At 46.9% G+C, this 19,172-nt stretch carries 17 protein-coding genes and 1 tRNA gene; 6 read left to right on the top strand and 12 right to left on the bottom strand.

What is annotated here, in order from left to right:
* Nucleotides 1-73 precede the first annotated feature (73 nt).
* Both JNO48_04725 and JNO48_04720 read left to right on the top strand, forming a co-directional pair.
* The gene (locus JNO48_04725) at nucleotides 74-496 is read left to right on the top strand and encodes a MarR family transcriptional regulator (GenBank protein QTE69207.1); all 423 of its coding nucleotides are present in this window, start codon (nucleotides 74-76) and stop codon (nucleotides 494-496) included.
* Nucleotides 497-507: 11 nt separating this feature from the next.
* Complete coding sequence (locus JNO48_04720; protein QTE69206.1) at nucleotides 508-1,161, top strand: nitroreductase; 654 nt, start codon at nucleotides 508-510, stop codon at nucleotides 1,159-1,161.
* Between the two features lie 1,738 nt (nucleotides 1,162-2,899).
* Here JNO48_04720 and glsA read toward each other — a convergent pair.
* The 3 genes from glsA to JNO48_04705 form a co-directional block, all read right to left on the bottom strand.
* Nucleotides 2,900-3,841, bottom strand: coding sequence for a glutaminase A (glsA, locus tag JNO48_04715; protein ID QTE69205.1), 942 nt, complete (start codon nucleotides 3,839-3,841; stop codon nucleotides 2,900-2,902).
* Nucleotides 3,842-4,915: 1,074 nt separating this feature from the next.
* Complete coding sequence (locus JNO48_04710; GenBank protein QTE69204.1) at nucleotides 4,916-5,455, bottom strand: hypothetical protein; 540 nt, start codon at nucleotides 5,453-5,455, stop codon at nucleotides 4,916-4,918.
* A 103-nt stretch (nucleotides 5,456-5,558) separates the two neighbouring features.
* A complete protein-coding gene (locus tag JNO48_04705; GenBank protein QTE69203.1) occupies nucleotides 5,559-7,136 on the bottom strand; it encodes a transposase in 1,578 nt (525 codons plus the stop codon).
* Nucleotides 7,137-7,409: 273 nt separating this feature from the next.
* On the opposite strand from JNO48_04705, the gene JNO48_04700 reads away from it, so the two are divergent.
* Complete coding sequence (locus JNO48_04700; protein ID QTE69202.1) at nucleotides 7,410-7,556, top strand: hypothetical protein; 147 nt, start codon at nucleotides 7,410-7,412, stop codon at nucleotides 7,554-7,556.
* A gap of 221 nt (nucleotides 7,557-7,777) precedes the next feature.
* On the opposite strand, the gene JNO48_04695 is transcribed toward JNO48_04700, so the two are convergent.
* The 5 genes from JNO48_04695 to JNO48_04675 form a co-directional block, all read right to left on the bottom strand.
* Nucleotides 7,778-8,668: a hypothetical protein gene (locus JNO48_04695; protein QTE69201.1), complete on the bottom strand. Its 891-nt coding sequence runs from the start codon at nucleotides 8,666-8,668 to the stop codon at nucleotides 7,778-7,780.
* Between the two features lie 5 nt (nucleotides 8,669-8,673).
* Nucleotides 8,674-9,093 (bottom strand): hypothetical protein, encoded by a 420-nt coding sequence (locus JNO48_04690; protein QTE69200.1) that lies wholly within the window; start codon nucleotides 9,091-9,093, stop codon nucleotides 8,674-8,676.
* A gap of 150 nt (nucleotides 9,094-9,243) precedes the next feature.
* On the bottom strand, nucleotides 9,244-10,365 hold the full coding sequence (locus tag JNO48_04685) for a hypothetical protein (GenBank protein QTE69199.1): 1,122 nt from the start codon (nucleotides 10,363-10,365) through the stop codon (nucleotides 9,244-9,246).
* 232 nt (nucleotides 10,366-10,597) lie between these two features.
* The gene (locus tag JNO48_04680) at nucleotides 10,598-10,894 is read right to left on the bottom strand and encodes a zinc ribbon domain-containing protein (GenBank protein QTE69198.1); all 297 of its coding nucleotides are present in this window, start codon (nucleotides 10,892-10,894) and stop codon (nucleotides 10,598-10,600) included.
* Between the two features lie 74 nt (nucleotides 10,895-10,968).
* Entirely contained in the window at nucleotides 10,969-12,783 is a 1,815-nt protein-coding gene (locus JNO48_04675) for an oleate hydratase (GenBank protein QTE69197.1), read from the bottom strand.
* 161 nt (nucleotides 12,784-12,944) lie between these two features.
* Here JNO48_04675 and JNO48_04670 point away from each other — a divergent pair, with 161 nt between their 5' ends.
* Nucleotides 12,945-13,565, top strand: a complete 621-nt coding sequence (locus JNO48_04670) for a TetR/AcrR family transcriptional regulator C-terminal domain-containing protein (GenBank protein ID QTE69196.1) — start codon at nucleotides 12,945-12,947, stop codon at nucleotides 13,563-13,565.
* A 122-nt stretch (nucleotides 13,566-13,687) separates the two neighbouring features.
* Nucleotides 13,688-13,921, top strand: coding sequence for a peptidoglycan-binding protein (locus tag JNO48_04665; GenBank protein ID QTE69195.1), 234 nt, complete (start codon nucleotides 13,688-13,690; stop codon nucleotides 13,919-13,921).
* Nucleotides 13,922-13,943: 22 nt separating this feature from the next.
* On the opposite strand, the gene JNO48_04660 is transcribed toward JNO48_04665, so the two are convergent.
* From JNO48_04660 to JNO48_04650, 3 genes are all read right to left on the bottom strand, one after another.
* The gene (locus JNO48_04660; GenBank protein ID QTE69194.1) at nucleotides 13,944-14,456 is read right to left on the bottom strand and encodes a hypothetical protein; all 513 of its coding nucleotides are present in this window, start codon (nucleotides 14,454-14,456) and stop codon (nucleotides 13,944-13,946) included.
* Nucleotides 14,457-15,047: 591 nt separating this feature from the next.
* Nucleotides 15,048-15,887, bottom strand: coding sequence for a hypothetical protein (locus JNO48_04655; GenBank protein ID QTE69193.1), 840 nt, complete (start codon nucleotides 15,885-15,887; stop codon nucleotides 15,048-15,050).
* Between the two features lie 237 nt (nucleotides 15,888-16,124).
* On the bottom strand, nucleotides 16,125-17,561 hold the full coding sequence (locus JNO48_04650; GenBank protein QTE69192.1) for a hypothetical protein: 1,437 nt from the start codon (nucleotides 17,559-17,561) through the stop codon (nucleotides 16,125-16,127).
* A gap of 480 nt (nucleotides 17,562-18,041) precedes the next feature.
* On the opposite strand from JNO48_04650, the gene JNO48_04645 reads away from it, so the two are divergent.
* A complete protein-coding gene (locus JNO48_04645) occupies nucleotides 18,042-18,347 on the top strand; it encodes a phage integrase N-terminal SAM-like domain-containing protein (protein QTE69191.1) in 306 nt (101 codons plus the stop codon).
* A gap of 538 nt (nucleotides 18,348-18,885) precedes the next feature.
* Here the strand turns inward: JNO48_04645 and JNO48_04640 are convergent.
* Nucleotides 18,886-18,962 (bottom strand) — tRNA-Arg (locus tag JNO48_04640).
* Nucleotides 18,963-19,172: the final 210 nt, after the last annotated feature.

The following is a 19,172-nucleotide window of genomic DNA, read 5'->3' as shown; positions in this document are numbered from 1 at the left end:
CCAGAATAGTTGACAAGTCAACATTTTAGACGTATACTTGACAAGTCAACGAGTTTTAAATAGGAGGATGTTTATGGATCAGGCGGGGAGATACATATCCGTATTGATGAGGCAACTGAATTTATTCTTCAGCCATGAATTGTCCGAGGTGGAAATTACAGCATCAGAGTTGATGTATCTTTCACAGCTATATAGAGCGGATGGACTTACGCAGGAAGAGATGTCGATGGAGATCTCAGTAGATAAGGCTGCTACCACACGAACGATACAGGGCATGGAGAAGAAGGGGCTGATCCGAAGAGAGGCGCATGAGGAAGATCGCCGCTCCAAGCGTGTGTATCTCACTGACAAATCAAAGAAACTCGAACCACATATCCGTGAACTTCAGCAGAGGTGGGTCAGGTTTCTCACTCAGGATATGACAGAGTCCGAGGTGGAGGTTTTCGCCGGACAATTAAGACTGATGGCAAACAGAGCCAGAGAAATCAATGCATAGGAGGCATTGTGATGGATATGAAGCAGGCGATGAAGGAACGGCACATGGTACGCAAGTACACGGATAAACCGATTCCGGAGAATATCGTAGAAAAACTGAATGAGCGGGTAAGAGAAAACAATAAGCGTTATGGTCTGTCCATCAGACTGATGACCAATGATGGCAGTGCTGTTCCCGGCGTGATAAAGCTGATCCTTGCAAAAGGAGTTAACAACTTCTTTATTATGGCTGGGCCTGATGGCGCGGATGAACTGTGCGGTTACTGTGGCGCTGATCTGATGCTCTACGCCCAGACGCTCGGCCTGAATACATGGTGGGTCGGCGGTACTTATAACCGTAAAGGGGCACAGGAGAAATCTGAAGGTGCAAAGCCGGTCGGTATTATTGCTGTAGGCTACGGGCAGACGCAGGGTGTTCCGCATAAGACAAAGACGGCAGAGCAGGTCAGTTCATACGATGGAGAAGCACCAAAGTGGTTCAAGGACGGCATTGAAGCGGCTCTATTAGCGCCTACTGCTCTGGCAAAACAGGCATTCACCATCAGTGGAATAGAAAACAAGGTATCAATCTCCTGCGATAATGGCATCTTTACCGGTGTGGATACAGGTCTTGTGAAGTATCACTTTGAGCTGGGAGCGGGAAAAGACAACTTTGAATGGGTGTGATCCATATGGATGATCAGCTTAAAACTCTGCAATCATGGATCAATGAGAGCAGTTATACCGTTGCAGTTACAGGAGCCGGTGTTTCCGTTACTGCAGGGATTCCCGATATGCAGCACATGAATATAGTATCTACGCTGCAAATGATGTCGGAAACGATATTGAAGGCAGCGCCGGGTAGGTACTATAAGGGAGTTTATAAAGGATTTTTGAAGGCAGTCTATGCTCAATGTCATAAACAACGTAGAAACACTGTGGAATATAAAATAATAACTCATCTTTCTCTATTCCCCTTACTTCTCTCCTTGTAGAATTATTGATTAGAAATGCATGCAAATCATTAGAATTTCTTGACAAGGTGCACAAGTCACAACTGCTTATTTTTCAAGGAGTTAGACAGTGTATAACAAGAGTTCATCCTACCGCCTACATGGCGATAGGATGACTTACTTCATAACGCCTCGACACTTCGCATCATAAAGTGCATTTTGTCGATCCGTTTATCGATGTGCCAGTGTCCACAGAACCAGTCTTTGTAATTCAGTTGATCCTCAATTTTGTCCAGCCATTCTTCAGTACTATGATCAACCATGGACTGATCCAATCCTGGTAGCTTTACTCATTGGCGCAGTACAAGCAGAAAAGTTTTGTGATGGAACATTCCTTGGATTGCTTAAACAAGGCTGTATTATTCGGTGGTTAGGCAAACTGGAAATAATAGATGACAGAGGAACAATAGAATACTATCCAGGTTTGTTTGATGAGTTTAAAGTCCAGAAGATTCTTGACCGGTGGGACAAATTCCCTGGGATAATGTGGGGACTAGGCTTTGAGCTCGACTACTATCATAGTTTTGAAGTGTATCGTAAGCAGAGCAACCTAAAGCTAAAACCGCCTCATTCAAAAAGAGAGGAAAGGCGGAATCTATTATATTTACTGGAACATGCAGATAGACAGATTGTTGGGAATTATTTGTTTTCTGAATGGCGTAAATATGTAAAGTCTGAGTTGTCATATGATCAATTTGATCTGGACTTCATTTTTCGGGTTATGGATATTTTGGAATCCAGGTATATTTGACATGTTATCCATGGCATTTTGACCGCATATTCAACAAACATAGCCATTCAATTTTCATCGGGTAGTCAACGATCGCCTTTCTTGAACTTCGGTGTTGGAACGTCGGGGTGTTGGGGGATCTTCTATCATCCCGCCTTGATTAGAACAGCTTAGAATTCTGTTCTAATTTTCGGTTAGAATTTTTTGCAAAATATTAGAAATTGGCTAATCGTCGAAAAATGAAATTAGAATGGGAAAAAGAAAAATCCGCCAGGTTTTCAACGTTTTGTTGCTCCTGACGGATCTTCCGCACACCCGGCGGGATTCGAACCCACGGCCTGCCGCTTAGGAGACGAAAACAGGGCTTTCCTCCTATACCCCTCGAATGCCCGCAAACGCTTGCTATTACTGCATTTCTAACAAATTCGATTGTCCCCGTTTCCTCCAAAAAACACCTCTTTTACCCTAGTGCGATTAGACAGCGATTAGACAAGCTAATCGGAGACGGTAGGACATTTTCCCACAGCGTCCGCCAAAATTAGCAAGATGATCGATAATCACGTTTCTGAAAACCGTCAAATCGAAGGAAAAAATTTAGTATTATTAAACCATGCACATTTCTGGAATATCGCTGTAACGCTTGATCCATTTTTCAGCAAACGAGGGGGCTTGCGGTCATGAATCAGCAACCGCTATGTCTATCCTGAAACATATGCAGGCCCATTTCCCGTGAGAGATGCTTCATCATCTCGCAGCCGGCGATGCAGTTTCCCTTTTGATCCAACGCAGGACCGTAAATCCCGATTCCACAGCGGCCGTAAACCGGGGCCATCAGCCCTCCGCCGACGCCGGATTTCGTGGGGACGCCTACCTCCACCGCAAAACGGCCTGACCCGTCGTACATGCCGCAGGTCAGCATGATGGACAGAACGATCCGCACGGTTTCCTCCTTCAACAGCCGTTCTCCGCTGCCGGGACAGATGCCGCCGTTTGCCAGAAGCAGCGCGAAGTTCGCCAGGGATTCCGCGGTTACGTTCAGGGAACACATTTTGGTGTAGAGCTCGATGCTGTTGTCCACGTTTGTCGTAATGATGTCCTTGCTTTTCAGCAGATAGGCGATGGCCCGGTTGCGGTCACAGGAGTTCATCTCGGAATGATACACCTGACGGTTCAGCGTGATGCCGGGATCGCTGCACAAGCGCTGGGTATATTCCAGCATTTCCTCAAAAGAGACGTAGTCGATGATCGTGCTCTCCACAGCAATCGCGCCGGAATTGATCATGGGATTGAAGGGGCGGTTTGACTGCAGGTCCAGTTCCACAATGGAGTTGAAGGCTTCCCCCGAGGGCTCCATGCCCACATGGCTGAATACCGTTTCCGCACCGCGAACCTCCAAGGCCTTGCACAGGGAAATCACCTTGGAGATTGATTGGATCGTAAAACGAATATTGGTATCCCCGACCTTATAGGCCGTCCCGTCCGGCAGAGAAACGCAAAGCCCCAGCGCTTCTTTGCGTGCCTTGCCCAGCTCCGGGATATAGGTAGCCACATTGCCCCGGGAGATCTGTTGACGGCCAATTTCTATGGCTTTGTTGATGACATCCGAAATCCACTGTTCGTTCATGGCACTCTCTCCTGTTTTTTACTTGTGCTTTTTGGGGATCATACGCTTCGGCTTTTTGCCGGCCTTTCCCCGCGCTGCGCCGGAAGGCCATTGCCGGCGAGGACGCAGACGGTCTGATCTGCGAGAAGCTCCTCCTTGAGGATCCGGACGTAAGCGGTTCTGTACGGATCAGATGCTTTCATGCTTGTCCCCCAGATCCATTCTGCCTTTCTTTGATTGCTCTCAGAAACAGGTTCATATATTTCTAATACACAGAAATCCCCGGTCTCGATACGTCTCCCGGGTCAAGCGCAAATGCGGCCTGCCCGTAGGAGAATGCTGCTACCGCCCGAGATACCCGAGCTCCGTTTTCCCGCATGGTCCGCCGGAGAAGGAAGCCGCCATCCGGGCAGCGTTGGAGCATTTTCAAATGCTGCCGCCCGGTGGGCTTCCCGTCAACCTATAAAGGAATGTACGATGAAAAGAATCAGCTGTCAATACAATATCGACACTGTGTGTGAAAATCGGGTACGACAATGGCGTCACGGTTTCCATCGACTGCATCGCGGTCGAGAAGCGGATCCCCCGCAACATGTACGAATGCTCCGAGCCGGACTGCCGCATCTGCAACGATCCCCCGGAATACGTTAAGTTAGTCCGTTCCGAAGCGGTTGATCATAATCTGCACAAGTATGATGACGATTCTGGATTGGACTGAAAAATCAGAAAGGTGCTGCCTTACGAACGAGGCAGCACCTTATTGCTCAAACGAATGGGTATGAAGGATTGCTTGCGGTCTACGTGATCGTCCGCCTTTCTTTCAAGAATTTCATCAATGATTCTCAAATCTACTCTCCCGCAGCATACGCAACAAAATACGTTGCCGATAACTACCCATTCATTAGTGCGGCGTGGTTTTGGTGCAAGAGTAAGGGCCTGAACCAAATTATCGATAGTTATAATAACAAGTCAGCTGATGCTACAGTAAAAAAAGTAACAGCTACAGTCAAGGGCAGTTCTTCCGGCTATACTGTGCGGCTTGGATATTACAACAAGGCAAAGTCTGTGCTAAAGTAAGATGATGTGGGCAGGAAGTTAATCTTCCTGCCCGCTCTCTTTTTCAACGAAACCGACAGCACCATTGATGCTTACACAATAATAATCGTTTATTTCGTATAAAACTCTTAAGCTATCATATGTATCAATATAGCAAATGAGAGATGCATCTGCTTTAGGCGCTATCCGGATCTGTGTGGGATGCATTGCAATATAATAGGCAGCTGCACATACACAGTAATCTGAATCAAGCCACCCGGAAACGGATTGAACTTCATTATCGTTCATGAACACATAGTTTACTTGAAGCCAACCATCAGAGGCAGAAATCAGTTGAGCCTCCTCACCGTAAGTCAACAGCCTTAAACAAGCGGATTTCTCAACAGGTTCTTGGTGTAAATACAGCTTATCGCAAATTATATAAACGCTATCTTCAGATGAAGCTTGAATAATATTATTCCCAATTTGATCACCATGGTATCCAGAAGAATCCAGATTTTTATTCGTTGTTGCCAAAGCTGAAACAGCAAGACAACACACGACCAATAAAATGATTAACGGGATAGGTTTGATTGCCATCTAAATGTTCCTCCTACACAGGCATTCTATCATAATGTTTAGCCTGCCAAAGCAAGTATACCATAAGGTTCTCAGTTAATTAACGAAATCCCAAATCGCTGTACTATAGCAGCTTGTCGATAGCGTTTACAGGGTTCTTTCTTGGCCTTCCTCTGGGTCTTTTCGGTTTGTTGACTACAGATTCCTTCTTTTTCCGACCACGCTTTTTCGGTTCGGGTTTCGGAATCGGTTTGGAGAGTCCCAGTGCTTCCAGTTCTTCGAAAACACCAACGTTAGTGTGGACCCAGCCGTTGTCATTGGTCGCCGGTTCTTCCGGCGCATCCACCTTCCGCCATGCAGAATTCAGATCATCCATGAGATCCCCGTAAGACATGAGTTTGAGCAGCTCGGCTTCCCGGGCCTTCCGGATTAGGCGGCAGGTAATGACCGTGGAAATGAAGTTAATGAACTCACTTCCAATGACGGAAAAGTCACCCTGCACATTGGTTCTGTCCAGGCATTCATCGTTCTTGTACCGATTGAAGACCAGTTCCAGCAGCCACCGATCGTCATAACAGAGGTAAGCGGTCCTGGGATCGAGGTCCTGATCCGACTCGAAGACGATGACGCCGAATACTTCTCGTTTCTTCTCGTAGATTGCCGGATTGTAGTCGTTCTTGTCCTCGCGCCGGGCAAGAAAAGATGCTTCTTCCATTGCTGACTTATGCGCAGATCGGTATGCATAGAGGAATCGACCGCCCTTGATCTCTTTCTTCTTGCACAGGACATGGTCTCCAATACCGGACAGAACGCCTTCGAAGGCCAGCATGTTGTTATTCGTGATTCGGGAGTCGTTTCTCTTGATAGGGGTAAGGAAATGCAACTCGGGACGTTCCGCAAGTTCGTCGCTGATCTGAGATGGCGGAAAACCCTTGTCTGCAACAATGATTCCTTTCCGGATATCATTATCCCGAATAAAGGATTTGTAGGATGTCGCATCAATGCTGTTCCCAGGGAATACCTCCGCACAGATCGGTTCCATCTCCTCAATGTCATATGCATAGAGAATTGATACCTCCCGGCATCCCTTGGTTCTTGCCTTGTAGGAGAAAGCTGACAGATCGTTGACAATGCTGTTATCCTGCTTGAGCATTCCGTCAATTGCCACATGGTGGTCCGCAGCGACAGACGCCGCTCGCTTATGGTAAAACGCCAACCGGCGGTTTCCGTCACGGCCGATTCCCTGAAGGAAAGCGCTGACTGTGTTCTCGGAGAGGCCGATTCCCGGATAGAACTTGCTGACGAACGTTTGCTGGTATTGTGTCGCAAGACGCTTTGCAGATACTTCCGGCTTGATGACCCGAAGGGAGGCAATGGCCATGATGGTATAGGCATCCTTGGGTGTATAAACGCCAAGCAGTTCCGTAAACAGATCTCTGGAAACGGATCTGACAAATGCACTGGCCCCGTAGGACAACATATCTGGCTCTGCTTTGACGGCGGCAACGCCGAGCGGAACGTACATGCCATCCACAATATGGCCGATGACTTTTCCGTTCTTGGGCTGTGAATTGCCACCGGAAACATACGTGACGCTGATGCGCTCACGGACAGGATAGCGGTTGGGACCGTCCTTTCCATTATCCTGGACGATGGTGTTGACAGGACGAGGAACCTTCCGGATGGATTCTGGTACTGCCACCTAAAACACCCCCCCCTCAATATATAGTACAGTATATCACATAACAGTACTATATGCAAGGGATTTTTAGAACTTTTTTGCAATGAAAACGGCTCCCTTCCTGGCTGGAGAGGACCCGTTTGAAAGCAAATCCAGAAAGATCCGGAGCGATTTTATTGGATTGTGGCCAGAAATGTTCGAAAACGGGGAGTTTTAGGCCGATCCTATAGTACAGGGAATTGGGGAAGTATTAGTTAATCTATATGAAGAATGAAACATTTAGGAAGTGTTAATATGGCCAATCGGGACGTGCTTGTACAGAAAATCCGGCAGGTCAAGGCCGACCTGAAGACTGCGGGAGTTATACTCCGCTGTGACCTGCAGAAGCATATCCACAGGATGGAGCGTGAACTGGAGAATTGTTGTTCCGAAATTGGGTAGTTGATTCCAGTTGATTCCAGTGAATTCCAGTAGATTCCAGTAGGCCCTTTATGATATGATACACTCGACAGGAAAGGATATAACAATGGTGATTCCGAGGATTCTGGCCCCAATCTCACGGGAATGAATAACAAGTGGAAGTACTGGGGCTGGTCGAAGTACATTAATCACTAATGAGAAAAGAGGAGGGTGGAACAAACCACCCTCCTCTCCATCAAAATTTACCACTCGATTACGAAATCCTCATCAAGTTTAACCTCATTCATATTTGTATCAAATAGTACGATACGTAGTGATGAGGTTTCTGGCGGCAAATAACCGGAACCTTCAAAATGCAGTAATTCATTTTTCTCGGAAACAGTTAATAACAATTGATTTGATAAATTGTCATAAATGTCTATTGATGCAAGAGGCACTGATATTCCATTCAATTCGATTAGCTGTTCAGATTCAAAAGCGATGTTGTCCTGATCAAGGACTAAATATCCATTCCAAGCGGATGAGTCGTGTAACCAATCAGAGAAGTAGAACACGTTACCGGGAGTCAACTGATCTTTGTGAACAAAGCCACGAACCAAATCCCCAGAATCGCTTTCGATATAAATCCAATCGTTTATTTGGCCAAGCACATACACGTTCAATTCCATATCAAAGGACATGAGTGGACTTTGGGAAAAAAGCGGATCATCAGTAATGACTGAGCCTGCTTTCAGCGTTGCAGATTGGGAACAAGGAGGAAGTTCGCTGATTGAAGGTGCGAATCGATTGGCATTTTCTTTAATCCAACCAATACGATGATGATCATGATCAATCGCATATTGAATCATGATCCATCCATTTTCACTGGCAAAAGCCTGGATAGCATCATTCGTTGAAACGGCAGCTTTTCCATTTGCGGCACGCACATAGTCTTCACTAGGGCCAGAGTAAACTGCATATCTTTTATCTTTAGGGAAGCTCGTTCTGTGCGTTTCAAGAATAGGTACATCAACAAAGGGAACATGGACGATCTGAGTACCGTTGCTTTCGGCTAATGAACTGCTGAAAAAAACAGCAAATAGAACAAGAATCGAGAAAACCCTCATGAAAGCCAATACATGTTTATCCTTCATGCCTACTACCTCCTCGCCGTTTCCGGCAACGCAAGTATCCACGGTACGTAGTCGTTATCCATGCAGTGCTCAAACTCATCATGGCCGGCGTCGCAGAAAAGCATCTCGTTCTCGGTGCACTTGTTGAAGACAAAATCGGGGCCGTCTGTGTCGACGGTTTCGATTTTGATTTCTTCGCCGTCGGTGACGATGACATCGCCGGGCTGTACGGCCTGGATCGCTGCGGCGTCAAAACGTTCCGGGACATACAGGGTCAGCTGCATTTTGTCGCCTTCCTTGTATTCGATATCCGTTCTTACCATCCGCCCTTCCAGGTTGGAGGGGTCGATTTCGACGGGTTTGGCCTGAACGGTTTCCGCGGAGGCGGCGCAGACCAGTACAAGCGCCAGAATAAGGGACAAGGAGATCGCAATCAGTTTTTTCATTTTGGTTTCCTCCTTCATAACTGATTTGGACTAGAATTCAATAAGCCTGTTTTGACCAGATCAACCCGGTCAATGATTGATACGAAAGAGGAGGGTCGGCTGGCACTGTAGAGCAGGAATCAGCCTCTTCATTGGGCACACCGTCCTCTCTCAGTTCAGTTCTACAGGTTCCCAGCCGTAGTCCTGGTAAGCGGTGATGTTCAAACCGTTTGCTTCGACATAAGCTTTGATGAACCGTGTCCGGATCGCCTGATTTGCTTCTGCCCCCAGGTCAGCGCCGGCGAAATACTGATCTGCCAGTTCCTGATCACCATCCGCAAACCGCTCGATATCTTCCACGTAATCCTCGCCGTCCCCGGCTTCTTCCATGGCAGTCACCTGCCACCGGCTGTCTGCATTTTCCAGCATGATGACCGCGGGATATTCTCCGCCGGAGATGTTGAACAGGGTCTCTCCGCGCCGGACATAGTTCAGGATCCAGAAAGAGCCGTACACCTTTGCATGCGTATCGTCGATCATTTCGGTCTTATGGATGATCGGGCATGGGATCGTCACATATCCCGGTTCCGTCAGATACTCCTTGGCGCGCTCATTGCCTGCCAGATAATCTGCGATGGCTCCCTCTATGGGGTCGTCCCCGGAATAAGCGTAAGCAGGCAGGCCGGGTTCGTTCGTCACAGCGCCGGTCTCCGGTTTATCCTGCATTTCAGATACAGCCGCCGTGATGAAACCGGCCTCGTCGGCCTCGTTCCAGATGGCATAATAGGGGATCGACTTCGCCTCCGGGTCAATCTCCTGAAGATGGGACCAGATCATAAAGCCTTCCGGCAGACGGTCCACCGGTGTGCCGGGGAGGAAAACGGTAACGGCCTGTGCCTTTTCCAATCCATATGGCGCAGCCGTTACATAACGGATACCATCCTCAATGGCTTCCGGAACCTGACCTTCATCCTGTTCCACAGAAAGATTAACGGTCCAGGCGTGTTCGTCAACGGGCTCCGGATCAGAGAATTGCCCGTGAAACGAGCATCCGTACAGCGTACCGTCCGGATAGTTTTCGCCTGTTTCTCCCATTTCGCTGTCATGGAAGCTGCCGGTAAATGATCCGTTTTCTCCGACGGTCAGTTCGGTGCTCCAGGCGCCCACACCGCTGGAGAACTCAAATACCTGTCCGTCCATCTGTGCAAGCAGATCCATGGACGCGCTTTCCGCGATTGCGGATGTGACCATCATCATGAGCGCTGCCATCAACACAACCAGTCGTCTTTTCATTGTTCTGACCTTCTTTCTGAATAATTGTGATTCATAACATACAACGGATTAAAAGCCATGTTTCTTCCGCTGCGAATGCTGTACTAACTGAAGTAAAATGACAGGATAAAGACCCAACGCAGGATAAGCCGTTTCGCCGTTTTGTCTGCGGATGTCATTCTGATTCATCACCTTCCCGACCGGTTAATGAATGGCTGCCTTCAGCCGTAGCGGTATTTCTTTCTTTTGCCAATCATAAATCCGAAAGAAACAAAGAATGCCAATACAGGGCTTTGATGCTGACATCAATCTCCGCGATCCTCGCATCCAGCTTCCGGATCTCTTCCTGCTCTTCTTCGCTGATCCGGGTCTGCTGCGCGGCCTGCTGCTCCTGCAGCTCCTGGAAGAACGCGCCGCTGTCCTCCAACACGCTCCCGGCAACTGACTTGAGGGCGGCTTTGATGATCTCCTCGAGCACTTCTGTCTGAATATAGTGTGAGCAGCACTCGCTGTTTTCCCGCAGATGCAGGCCACACTGCCAACAGGACACTTCCTTGCCGCGCCGGATATAACAGGCCGCTTTGATGGTTGATTTCCGTCGCGCGGCCTGTTTGTAATGAATGATTATCTACTGTCTTTCGGAAACTGTGGTTTCAGAACAGAATCCTTTAGTGCTATGCTCTTATCTCTGCCCGGATACATGATGTAATAAGGCGGAATCTCGTTTGCCTTTTTCAAGAGCTCTTTTATCAGCTTTGCCTTCCCAAGCCACAGCTTGAGAGGATTGATCTTCGGAAGGTCTTCCTCCGTAATCTTACCCTTCATACCGCCGAATTTCATGACTCTTTCTTTGATATAGCGAAGGTCATATCTGGCAGGATTCACCTCGATGATTTCCTTATCCAGACCCGTAAGCATGTAAACTGCCTCCAGCGGTGTGCGGACAGAGGTTTCAATGGTGAACACCACATCACGGGGAACCTCGACATATTGTCCAATGAGAGCGAGATTTGTGCAGTCCTTCGGAATGATCGTCGGGCGGTCGCTTTCCTTGCGAGGCATGAACTGCGAGGTGATATAGGGCATCATACAGGTAGAGATATGGGAATGTGCCAGCACCTCATCCTTCATATCCAACATTCCAAAATGGTACAGCATCTCTTCAATGATCTCATTTCCTGTGCACTCCGCCATAGGCTTTTTGATATAGCTGCCAATACGCTCTCCAAACAGGCCATCTCCCCACAGAACGTCACGGTTCTTCTCACGCTGATCCGGGAAATAGTCCCTATCATAAATGACCAGCGACATTTCCCAACCGGAATCCATGAAGGTGATTCCGCCGCCCGTACCGCTCTTGCTTCCGGTCATCTTCTCCAATCGTTCAAAAAATTCGGGATAGTCTTCTACGGTGAGGAAAAAACTCATCCATTTGGTCTTGTCGATATGGCTTAAGAACTTATCTGGATTGCCGAACTTTTTATTCCGTGCGGCAAGGTTTTTCCATACCGTGAACAAGCCCATATCTTCCGTGTCCCGGTTAATTTCAGCGATATGTGTATTATCACCGTAGGAGGCGTTTGTCATCATGGAGCCGCTGGTAAGAAGGACGTAATCCTGAGCTCTTACAGGAATGGTTTCCTGATTCTTGATCTTAATACCGTAAACCGTATTGCAGGCCTCATCCATTTCCAGATCATAGACTGCAGTGTCCATACGGAAGGTGACACCCTGATCCTCCAACCATTTATGAATCGGCTTGATCACAGAATCCTTGTCATTGCGTTTTGTATGCAGAATGCCCTCCAGATAGTCGAGCCTGTTCAGAAGGCCGAATCGGTTGAAATACCGCTGCGCCTCCAATGCACTGTGATAGGGCTTAAAAGCCAGCATAGAGTGATAGCACCACCACAGAGAGCTATGGAAGAACTCGCTGTCCTTTCCGAAATAGTCCTCAATCGTCATATCCTCCAGATCCTTTTCCGGGATGCTGGTGAAGTGCTCCATTTTCAGGAGCAGCTCCGGACTCATGCGGTAGTCATGTACCTTTTCGTAAATATGTCCCTGTTTGCACAGGAGTCTGCTTTCGGAATGGATCGGCATATCCTTATTGGCTCTTACTGATTCATCAAGCACCGAGATCGATGGATCTTCCAAGGACGGGATCTTGCTGCACAGATACCAAAGGCACTCCATAAATGGCTCCAGTTCACGCTCACCGGGGCAGATATAGCCCGCTTCCCCGGAATAAGCGTCACAGCAGCCGCCAAGGGAATTTCGTTTTTCATACAGCGTGATATTCTTTCCCGGCATTCCGGCATCATCAATCAGAAAGACCGCTGCCGCAAGGCCGGCCATTCCTCCGCCAATGATGTGGGCGTTCCTTTCTTCTATGCCTTCAGGTGCGGGAGCCTTGTAAAACAGATTGTAAATGTTCATGGCATACATTCCTTTCTGAAAAGTTTTCAAAACAGTGTTGAAATCACAACACTGTCTATATTATAATAAGGAATGTACTATGGAGCAACCATTGATGTTATGCGAAGTGTTGATATATCCACACTCAACGCATATTTGTCGATATATTCAGGAGGAAATTTATGAAGGCAAAGAACCTGAACGCTTCATCTGTAAAAACAAGAAACCTCATAAGAGATACTTTTGCAGAGCTGCTTTACGAAAAGAAAAATATTAACAAGATCACAGTGACAGAGCTGGTGCAGCGAGCGGACATTAACCGGAGCACTTTCTATTCTCACTATGATGATGTGCGGCACGTTGCGGAGGATATTAAAGCCGAAACACTGAAAGCCTTCTTTGAGAACAAAACCATATCCAATGTACATGACATTGAACTTTTCTTTGATGAGATTTATGCCTATATCAAGAAGAACGATTCCTTCTTCCGGTTGATCTTCATCTCAGATGAAGTGACGAATTTTGTGCGTCATCTGGGCAACATCTGTAAAGGACGAATTTACGAGGCAGTAAACAAAGACGACTCTATTCGTGATAAACACCTGCTTGAACTGGAAGTTTCTGCATTTTCGGACGGCATCGCCATGCAGTTTATCCGTTATTATCACAATGACTATAACGTGACGCTGGAGGAGATCATCGAGTGCGGTAAACTCTGGTGTAGAACGATGATCGAACGCCGATCAGAGAAGACCGTCATAGGGTTGCTGACTTATAACAAAAAGGCATACGACTACAGTTAATGATGCTGGAGCTGCTGAGTGGTTTAACCATAGCAATGATGGAAAAGTTTTAAGAAAACAAGTAGACATTACCTATTGCAAGAAGCCTGCCTCCACAACGATGGGTAGTGGGACGCTTCAGAATGACTCGAGCGGACGGTACGTATATCAACCTCCAGCATTATCTGAACCATTATCTTTCCAGTCGCGGTTATGCTAAGAGGACTGTTGACGGAAGTTTTGGCAATATAACTAAAGCAAAGGTCGAATCCTTTCAGACATATTGGAATTCAAAAAAGTCGATAAAACTTGATGTGGACGGTATTGTTGGCCCTAACACAAGAAATGCGTTGGCGCAATATGTGCACTCACTCTAAATAAAAACAGATGACTGCAGGTTTAATCTGCAGTCATCTGCTTTATATCCAACAGCTGGATGAGAGAACCCGTATAAGCAGATATCATTAACTGATATGTATTCTCGTACTTGCCTGAATCAGTATTTTCTGTTAAAAAGCATACAGAATAATATTCGTGCTCATCAAAGTCTTGCATGTTAACTTCAACCCAGAAATCCACATCTGGAATATAATCAGATAAATCGTCCTTAATACAATCCAGATATGAGCATAGATAATCATATGCGAGATTTTTAACCGTTTCAGTTCCAATATGCCTTTCATCTGGTACACCTCTCCGTGTTCCTGTATTGTGGTAAACATATTTATTGTAAAAATCAGCTTTTTCTTCCAATGACCATGTATAAAACGGTCCTTTCGTAGATATGGCGTTATTCATTTCCAGGACAAAGATGTCATTGGCATCTATATCGGATGCTGCTTCTGCTGGACATGTATTCATAGGGGAAAGGATTGATAGTAGTATAACCATTAACAGCAATTTCGCTTTCATATTCGATACCTCCTTCGCTATCTACATCGTAACAAATATACCATATGGCTCTCGGTTTAGCCAGACGAGGAATGTAACATTTAAGAGATAAACGATGGAGGAGCGTGAAGTCATTGCTAAGAAAATACGGCAATCTAAGCGGAATTTGGAAACAGATGATCCTCTCCACCGTCATGATTTGCAGAAGCACATCCGCCGGATGAAACAGGACTGGAGAATTATTGTTCCGAAATTGGGTAGTAGATTCCAGTGAATTCCAGTAGATTCCAGTTGGCCCTTTATGATATGCTACACTCGGCAAGAAAGGATATAGTCATGAACTGCCGCTGTGCCGGACATCTTCCCTTTCGGAATCATCAGAGATATATAATCGCTTTCGGTTAAGTACACCAAGGTGCCGATGCTGCCCTCGTCCACGAGCTCGCAGGCAGCCGGGTACTGAAAGCTGACACGTGTTGAGCCGCGGCTGACGTAACCGTCGACATGGCAGGGATTTCATCCGCATTGCAAGACAGAATAGGCAGCAAGGCCACGATCAACGTCAGAAGCAATGATATCTCTCTGGATTTCATGGAATAAGTCCCCTTTGCATTACTCATCATCGTTCACTCTCCGCTCCAGATGTCCCTGTTCGCCGATGCTGTAATCAAATACGTCCAGAACGGCGCCTGTCGGCACAAATTCGTTCTGTGCTTCATCGAATGCCAACGGCGAAAGCTGCCGGAAAATGTGCACACCATCTCTGGCATAGCAGGCCGAGCCGTACACCTGAATGCCTGCATTCTGAAAGACTTCGTATCCGTAGGTTGTATAGCTTGCCTCGATTTTTCGCGTCTGCAGATGATACACATCCTTGTACTGGACATAGCATCCCGTCCCTTGCCCGATCACGCTGAACTCCAGATAAACGCCAGTTCCATCATCGGTTCCGCACAGACGGAAGTCCTCGCACGCAAAGGGGATGTAGTCCCACAGATACCAGTTGGGCCACTGCTCCACAAAGATCAGGGTCCCTTCTTCACCCCAGCCCCATCCAGAAAAACTGATGACCTGCACCAACGGCACATTCTCGGTTGAAATATCTGAATTCCCATGATGCTGAAGGTCTGCCTGGCTGATCAGCTCCCGAAGCACAGGCGCTCCGCAGGGCTCCATTTCGATTCCCCAGGATTGAAGCAGCTCGCGGGTCGCTTCATCCTGCCCCCGGTCATAGGTGTCCCGCAGGCGCTGCCAAGCCTCCGCCGGATCCATGGCAAGCGGCTGAAAGCCCTGCTCCTCCGCTCCGTTATAATGTGGGATTTCTTCGCGCCACACATAGCCGCTGTGTTCCCGCACATTTTCCATGGTGACCCATGGCGCTTCCTCCGCAAAAGAGCCAGCACAGGCTGCGATCAGCAGAAGTGAAAGAAGGATCAAGGAAAACCTTTTCATGCGTACAACCTCCGGCTAATTTTTTCTTCTATGCTTACTCATACCCACCCATGCCGCCGACCCATTCCCCGCTGGGCTCGTGCCAGACATAGAAGGCCAGGTCTTCGGCGGTGGCAGTCAGATGCGACTGCTCTCCGTTCCACTACAGTTGGTCACTACAGACTGCTCAATGGCATGAATCCGCAGACACGCTGGCTATTTATTGATAAAGTCTGGCCGGGGGTGAAGCCAGGATGATTACCATTCTATTCTGACAATTTGGGAATATGCGGTACCTGCGTCATCAACTGCGGTAAGCGTAATTGATGTTACATCGCCGCCAAGACTGCAGTTACCATAGTAAGTTCCGTATGAATCAGGCGAAAGGATCGCCAATACGGAATCGCCAAAAGTGTCTGTTACACGGATCTGACTTACTTCGCTGCTGGCTAACGGGCCACTCTGCGCAATGTGTAATTCAAATTCGATTCGGTCATCATGAAACACAGTTACAACCCCATCGTAAACTATTTCTCCGCCTTCACTAGGGTTGTTCTCCATATCGATTTCTTGTGATGTTGTGACGGATGAGAGCGGAACAAAGCCACGAGCCCAATCACCACTGCTTACTTCAACATAAGCCCACTCACCAAGGGTTGCTAACCACGTAACATGTAATCCTTCCTGTAGGAAAAGTAATTCTGACCCGCTGTAGAGAGGATCATCTGTCAGGGAAACTGCAGTGGTTGTCCATGCATCAACAGCATGAAAAGACAGGGCGGGAACATTTGCCTTCTTGGGCAGGGCTTTACTGCTAATGTAACCGAAACGGTAGTGGGAAGCATCGATAGAATACTGAATCAATGCCCAATCATTTTCAGTGCCAAAAACCTGAATCCAGCTATTCGTTGAGACCTTGGCTTTTCCGTTTGCTCCCCGCAGTGAAGTCTTATCCGGAGCGGAGTATACGTCATACTTCTTATTGCCCGAGAAAGTTACGGGATATGCCTGTAATTCAGTGGAATCTGGAAGATCTGGAGCTACTGTCAATTTCGCTCTCGCCTCTGCTAATGTTTTCGGGATGGCAGATAAGCTGACATAACGAAGATCACGTTGAAAATCACCTTTTGCAGTTCCAGCTATTCGGACGCTCTCAATATCAGGATAATAGCTGATGCTTCCATCCCGTATTAACATACTCTGATAGACCGTATAGCTCCAGATCCTGTGCAACAGCCATTTGCCGTTGGACAGCTCAAAAGTGACACACAATTCCGGATATTCATTCCCAGAATCATGTTGCAGAATGGAAAGGTGCGGAGTTTGAAAGTATTCATCTGTTGGCCATTCGTTTCCTGTCATTTCAATGGTTATTTCTATCGTATGGCTGGTTTGCGGTACGGCGGAGCTTGTGGAAAAGCCATATTCCCATACAGACCCATCCTGGCTGCGATTAAACATGTAGAGCACGTTTTCCTTATTCGCTTTGCGGATAAGCACTGCATAGCAGGCATCTTTGCCACCGATTTCAATACCGTTTGCTGTGCTCATAACTGTCATCCCATCAAAGGATGATTTGTTAAAGAACTCCCTGATTTCAGCGGGTAATACAGTTGTGGATTCTGCAACTACAGTAGAAGACGAGGCAAGAATCAATAGACAAAGTGCGGTAATAATACTGACAAGTCGTTTCATCGGCAGCACCTCCTTTTTGTTCCTATAAAATGACGATTCTACTATGCAAATTCTTGCATTCGAAGCTCATTTTTTATACCGCTGTTATTCGCTTCGAGTAGCACTATTTCCTTCTGCGATCCAATAATAGGTATATTGACGCTTCGGTGTACTTTCTTTCCTTCTTAACGTTGAAGTCCTTGCAAAGCTGTCTACGATCGGATACACCCCCAAAAAACAAATATCACAGACTTGCCTGTGATACCTGATAGCAGGTTCATCAGTGCATGCCTATGATATTTATATTTTATCACACAGTATTCTGTTCTCAATTTTATGGGCCAATCAGCATACACCGCCAGAGTCATCATGAGAGTATGCACGGTAGAATAACTCGACTGTTTACAATACCATTTCGCCAAACGACAGAGTTGCGGCTTCTATTCCCGCTGGTAGAATAGAAAAATGCTTATCTCACTACCAGATCCGGAGGCGACATTCATGACATTTCGCGATGCTTCCAAAGAATTTGAACTTGACTGTAAGGTACGGCACTTGTCACCCAAAACAATTGGCAACTATACCAAACAACTGCGGTATCTTGAAAACTACCTCTCCAGTGAGTTTTCAGTCCTGAACATCGAAGATGTGAAACCGGCACATATTAAGAGCTTTATGGCAAAGATGGATGATGCTGGCAGAAAGCCACAATACATTAATGATCTACTCAAGGTTTTCAAAACCTTTTTCACCTATCTGGAGACTGAAGGGTACATTAAGGTATCTCCAGCGAAGCGAATGCACTAAGCCATAAATCATTAAAAGAGAGATATATCGAGCTTTGTAATGGGGCACCCCTTGTAATCGCAAAAGATGAATCGGATTAAAACAAAAAAGTCTACTTGAGTCAACAGTATGATTCTTTGCTAAGTTTTTCGGTAGATATTAGCAAAGCAAAAAAACGCCTCGCTTTTGCTAACCAACCTGCACCCGCGCTTAGCAGATGAATGTCTTTATGGCGATCAAATCCCTTTGGCAGCACCTCTGGTCCTCATTCAAAAAATGATCCGAGCGTAAGAAATTACAATGGCATTATCAATCTTGAGGAAAACGTATATCGTGTCGTCCGCCAAAATTAGCACGATCGTCCGAAAAAATTAGACGCTGAAGCATGGGCTTCAATGAGGGTTGATTAGAAATCGGGCTCTAAAATTAGAAATCTGCTAACAGGGGTCATCTTCTGTTAGCAGATTTTTTGCGTTCCGTAGTGTCACGAAAAAGAAAAATCCTACCAGCTTCACAGTTGCCTTTTTAAGGGCTAATCTGTCGAATCTGGTAGGTAAAATGGCGATCCCGGCGCGATTCGAACGCGCGACGTTCCGCTTAGGAGGCGGACCCTCTATCCTGCTGAGGTACGGGACCATGCTCTCGAAAGTCCTTATTTTTCAAGGCTTCCGAGGATTCAGTGACTGTTCACCGTGAAGGTTGGGGTGCCTTTTTCTAATCAGGAAAGGTCGATTTCTAATCAGCTTTTCTAAATTTGGCGGTAGGACATTTTCCCACATGCTGATTTCGACCTTGCTGCGTAAGGGTGTCGGAGCAACCAGGAAACCGGGTCATTTCCGAACGCTG

It is taken from the genome of Clostridiales bacterium, from assembly GCA_017569285.1.
Taxonomy (GTDB): domain Bacteria; phylum Bacillota; class Clostridia; order Christensenellales; family Aristaeellaceae; genus Aristaeella.
Note: the sequence above shows the minus strand (reverse complement) of the source record. Positions and strands in the feature narration are given on the sequence as shown.

What these genes read in the sequence shown, in the direction of transcription:
- JNO48_04700 (QTE69202.1), top strand. Translation starts at nt 7,410, where the DNA reads ATGGCCAATCGGGACGTGCTTGTACAGAAAATCCGGCAGGTCAAGGCC.
- JNO48_04675 (QTE69197.1), bottom strand. Translation starts at nt 12,783, where the DNA reads ATGAACATTTACAATCTGTTTTACAAGGCTCCCGCACCTGAAGGCATA.
- JNO48_04665 (QTE69195.1), top strand. Translation starts at nt 13,688, where the DNA reads ATGACTCGAGCGGACGGTACGTATATCAACCTCCAGCATTATCTGAAC.
- JNO48_04670 (QTE69196.1), top strand. Translation starts at nt 12,945, where the DNA reads ATGAAGGCAAAGAACCTGAACGCTTCATCTGTAAAAACAAGAAACCTC.
- JNO48_04655 (QTE69193.1), bottom strand. Translation starts at nt 15,887, where the DNA reads ATGAAAAGGTTTTCCTTGATCCTTCTTTCACTTCTGCTGATCGCAGCC.
- JNO48_04720 (QTE69206.1), top strand. Translation starts at nt 508, where the DNA reads ATGGATATGAAGCAGGCGATGAAGGAACGGCACATGGTACGCAAGTAC.
- glsA (QTE69205.1), bottom strand. Translation starts at nt 3,841, where the DNA reads ATGAACGAACAGTGGATTTCGGATGTCATCAACAAAGCCATAGAAATT.
- JNO48_04645 (QTE69191.1), top strand. Translation starts at nt 18,042, where the DNA reads ATGACATTTCGCGATGCTTCCAAAGAATTTGAACTTGACTGTAAGGTA.
- JNO48_04710 (QTE69204.1), bottom strand. Translation starts at nt 5,455, where the DNA reads ATGGCAATCAAACCTATCCCGTTAATCATTTTATTGGTCGTGTGTTGT.
- JNO48_04695 (QTE69201.1), bottom strand. Translation starts at nt 8,668, where the DNA reads ATGAAGGATAAACATGTATTGGCTTTCATGAGGGTTTTCTCGATTCTT.
- JNO48_04725 (QTE69207.1), top strand. Translation starts at nt 74, where the DNA reads ATGGATCAGGCGGGGAGATACATATCCGTATTGATGAGGCAACTGAAT.
- JNO48_04650 (QTE69192.1), bottom strand. Translation starts at nt 17,561, where the DNA reads ATGAAACGACTTGTCAGTATTATTACCGCACTTTGTCTATTGATTCTT.
- JNO48_04660 (QTE69194.1), bottom strand. Translation starts at nt 14,456, where the DNA reads ATGAAAGCGAAATTGCTGTTAATGGTTATACTACTATCAATCCTTTCC.
- JNO48_04685 (QTE69199.1), bottom strand. Translation starts at nt 10,365, where the DNA reads ATGAAAAGACGACTGGTTGTGTTGATGGCAGCGCTCATGATGATGGTC.
- JNO48_04690 (QTE69200.1), bottom strand. Translation starts at nt 9,093, where the DNA reads ATGAAAAAACTGATTGCGATCTCCTTGTCCCTTATTCTGGCGCTTGTA.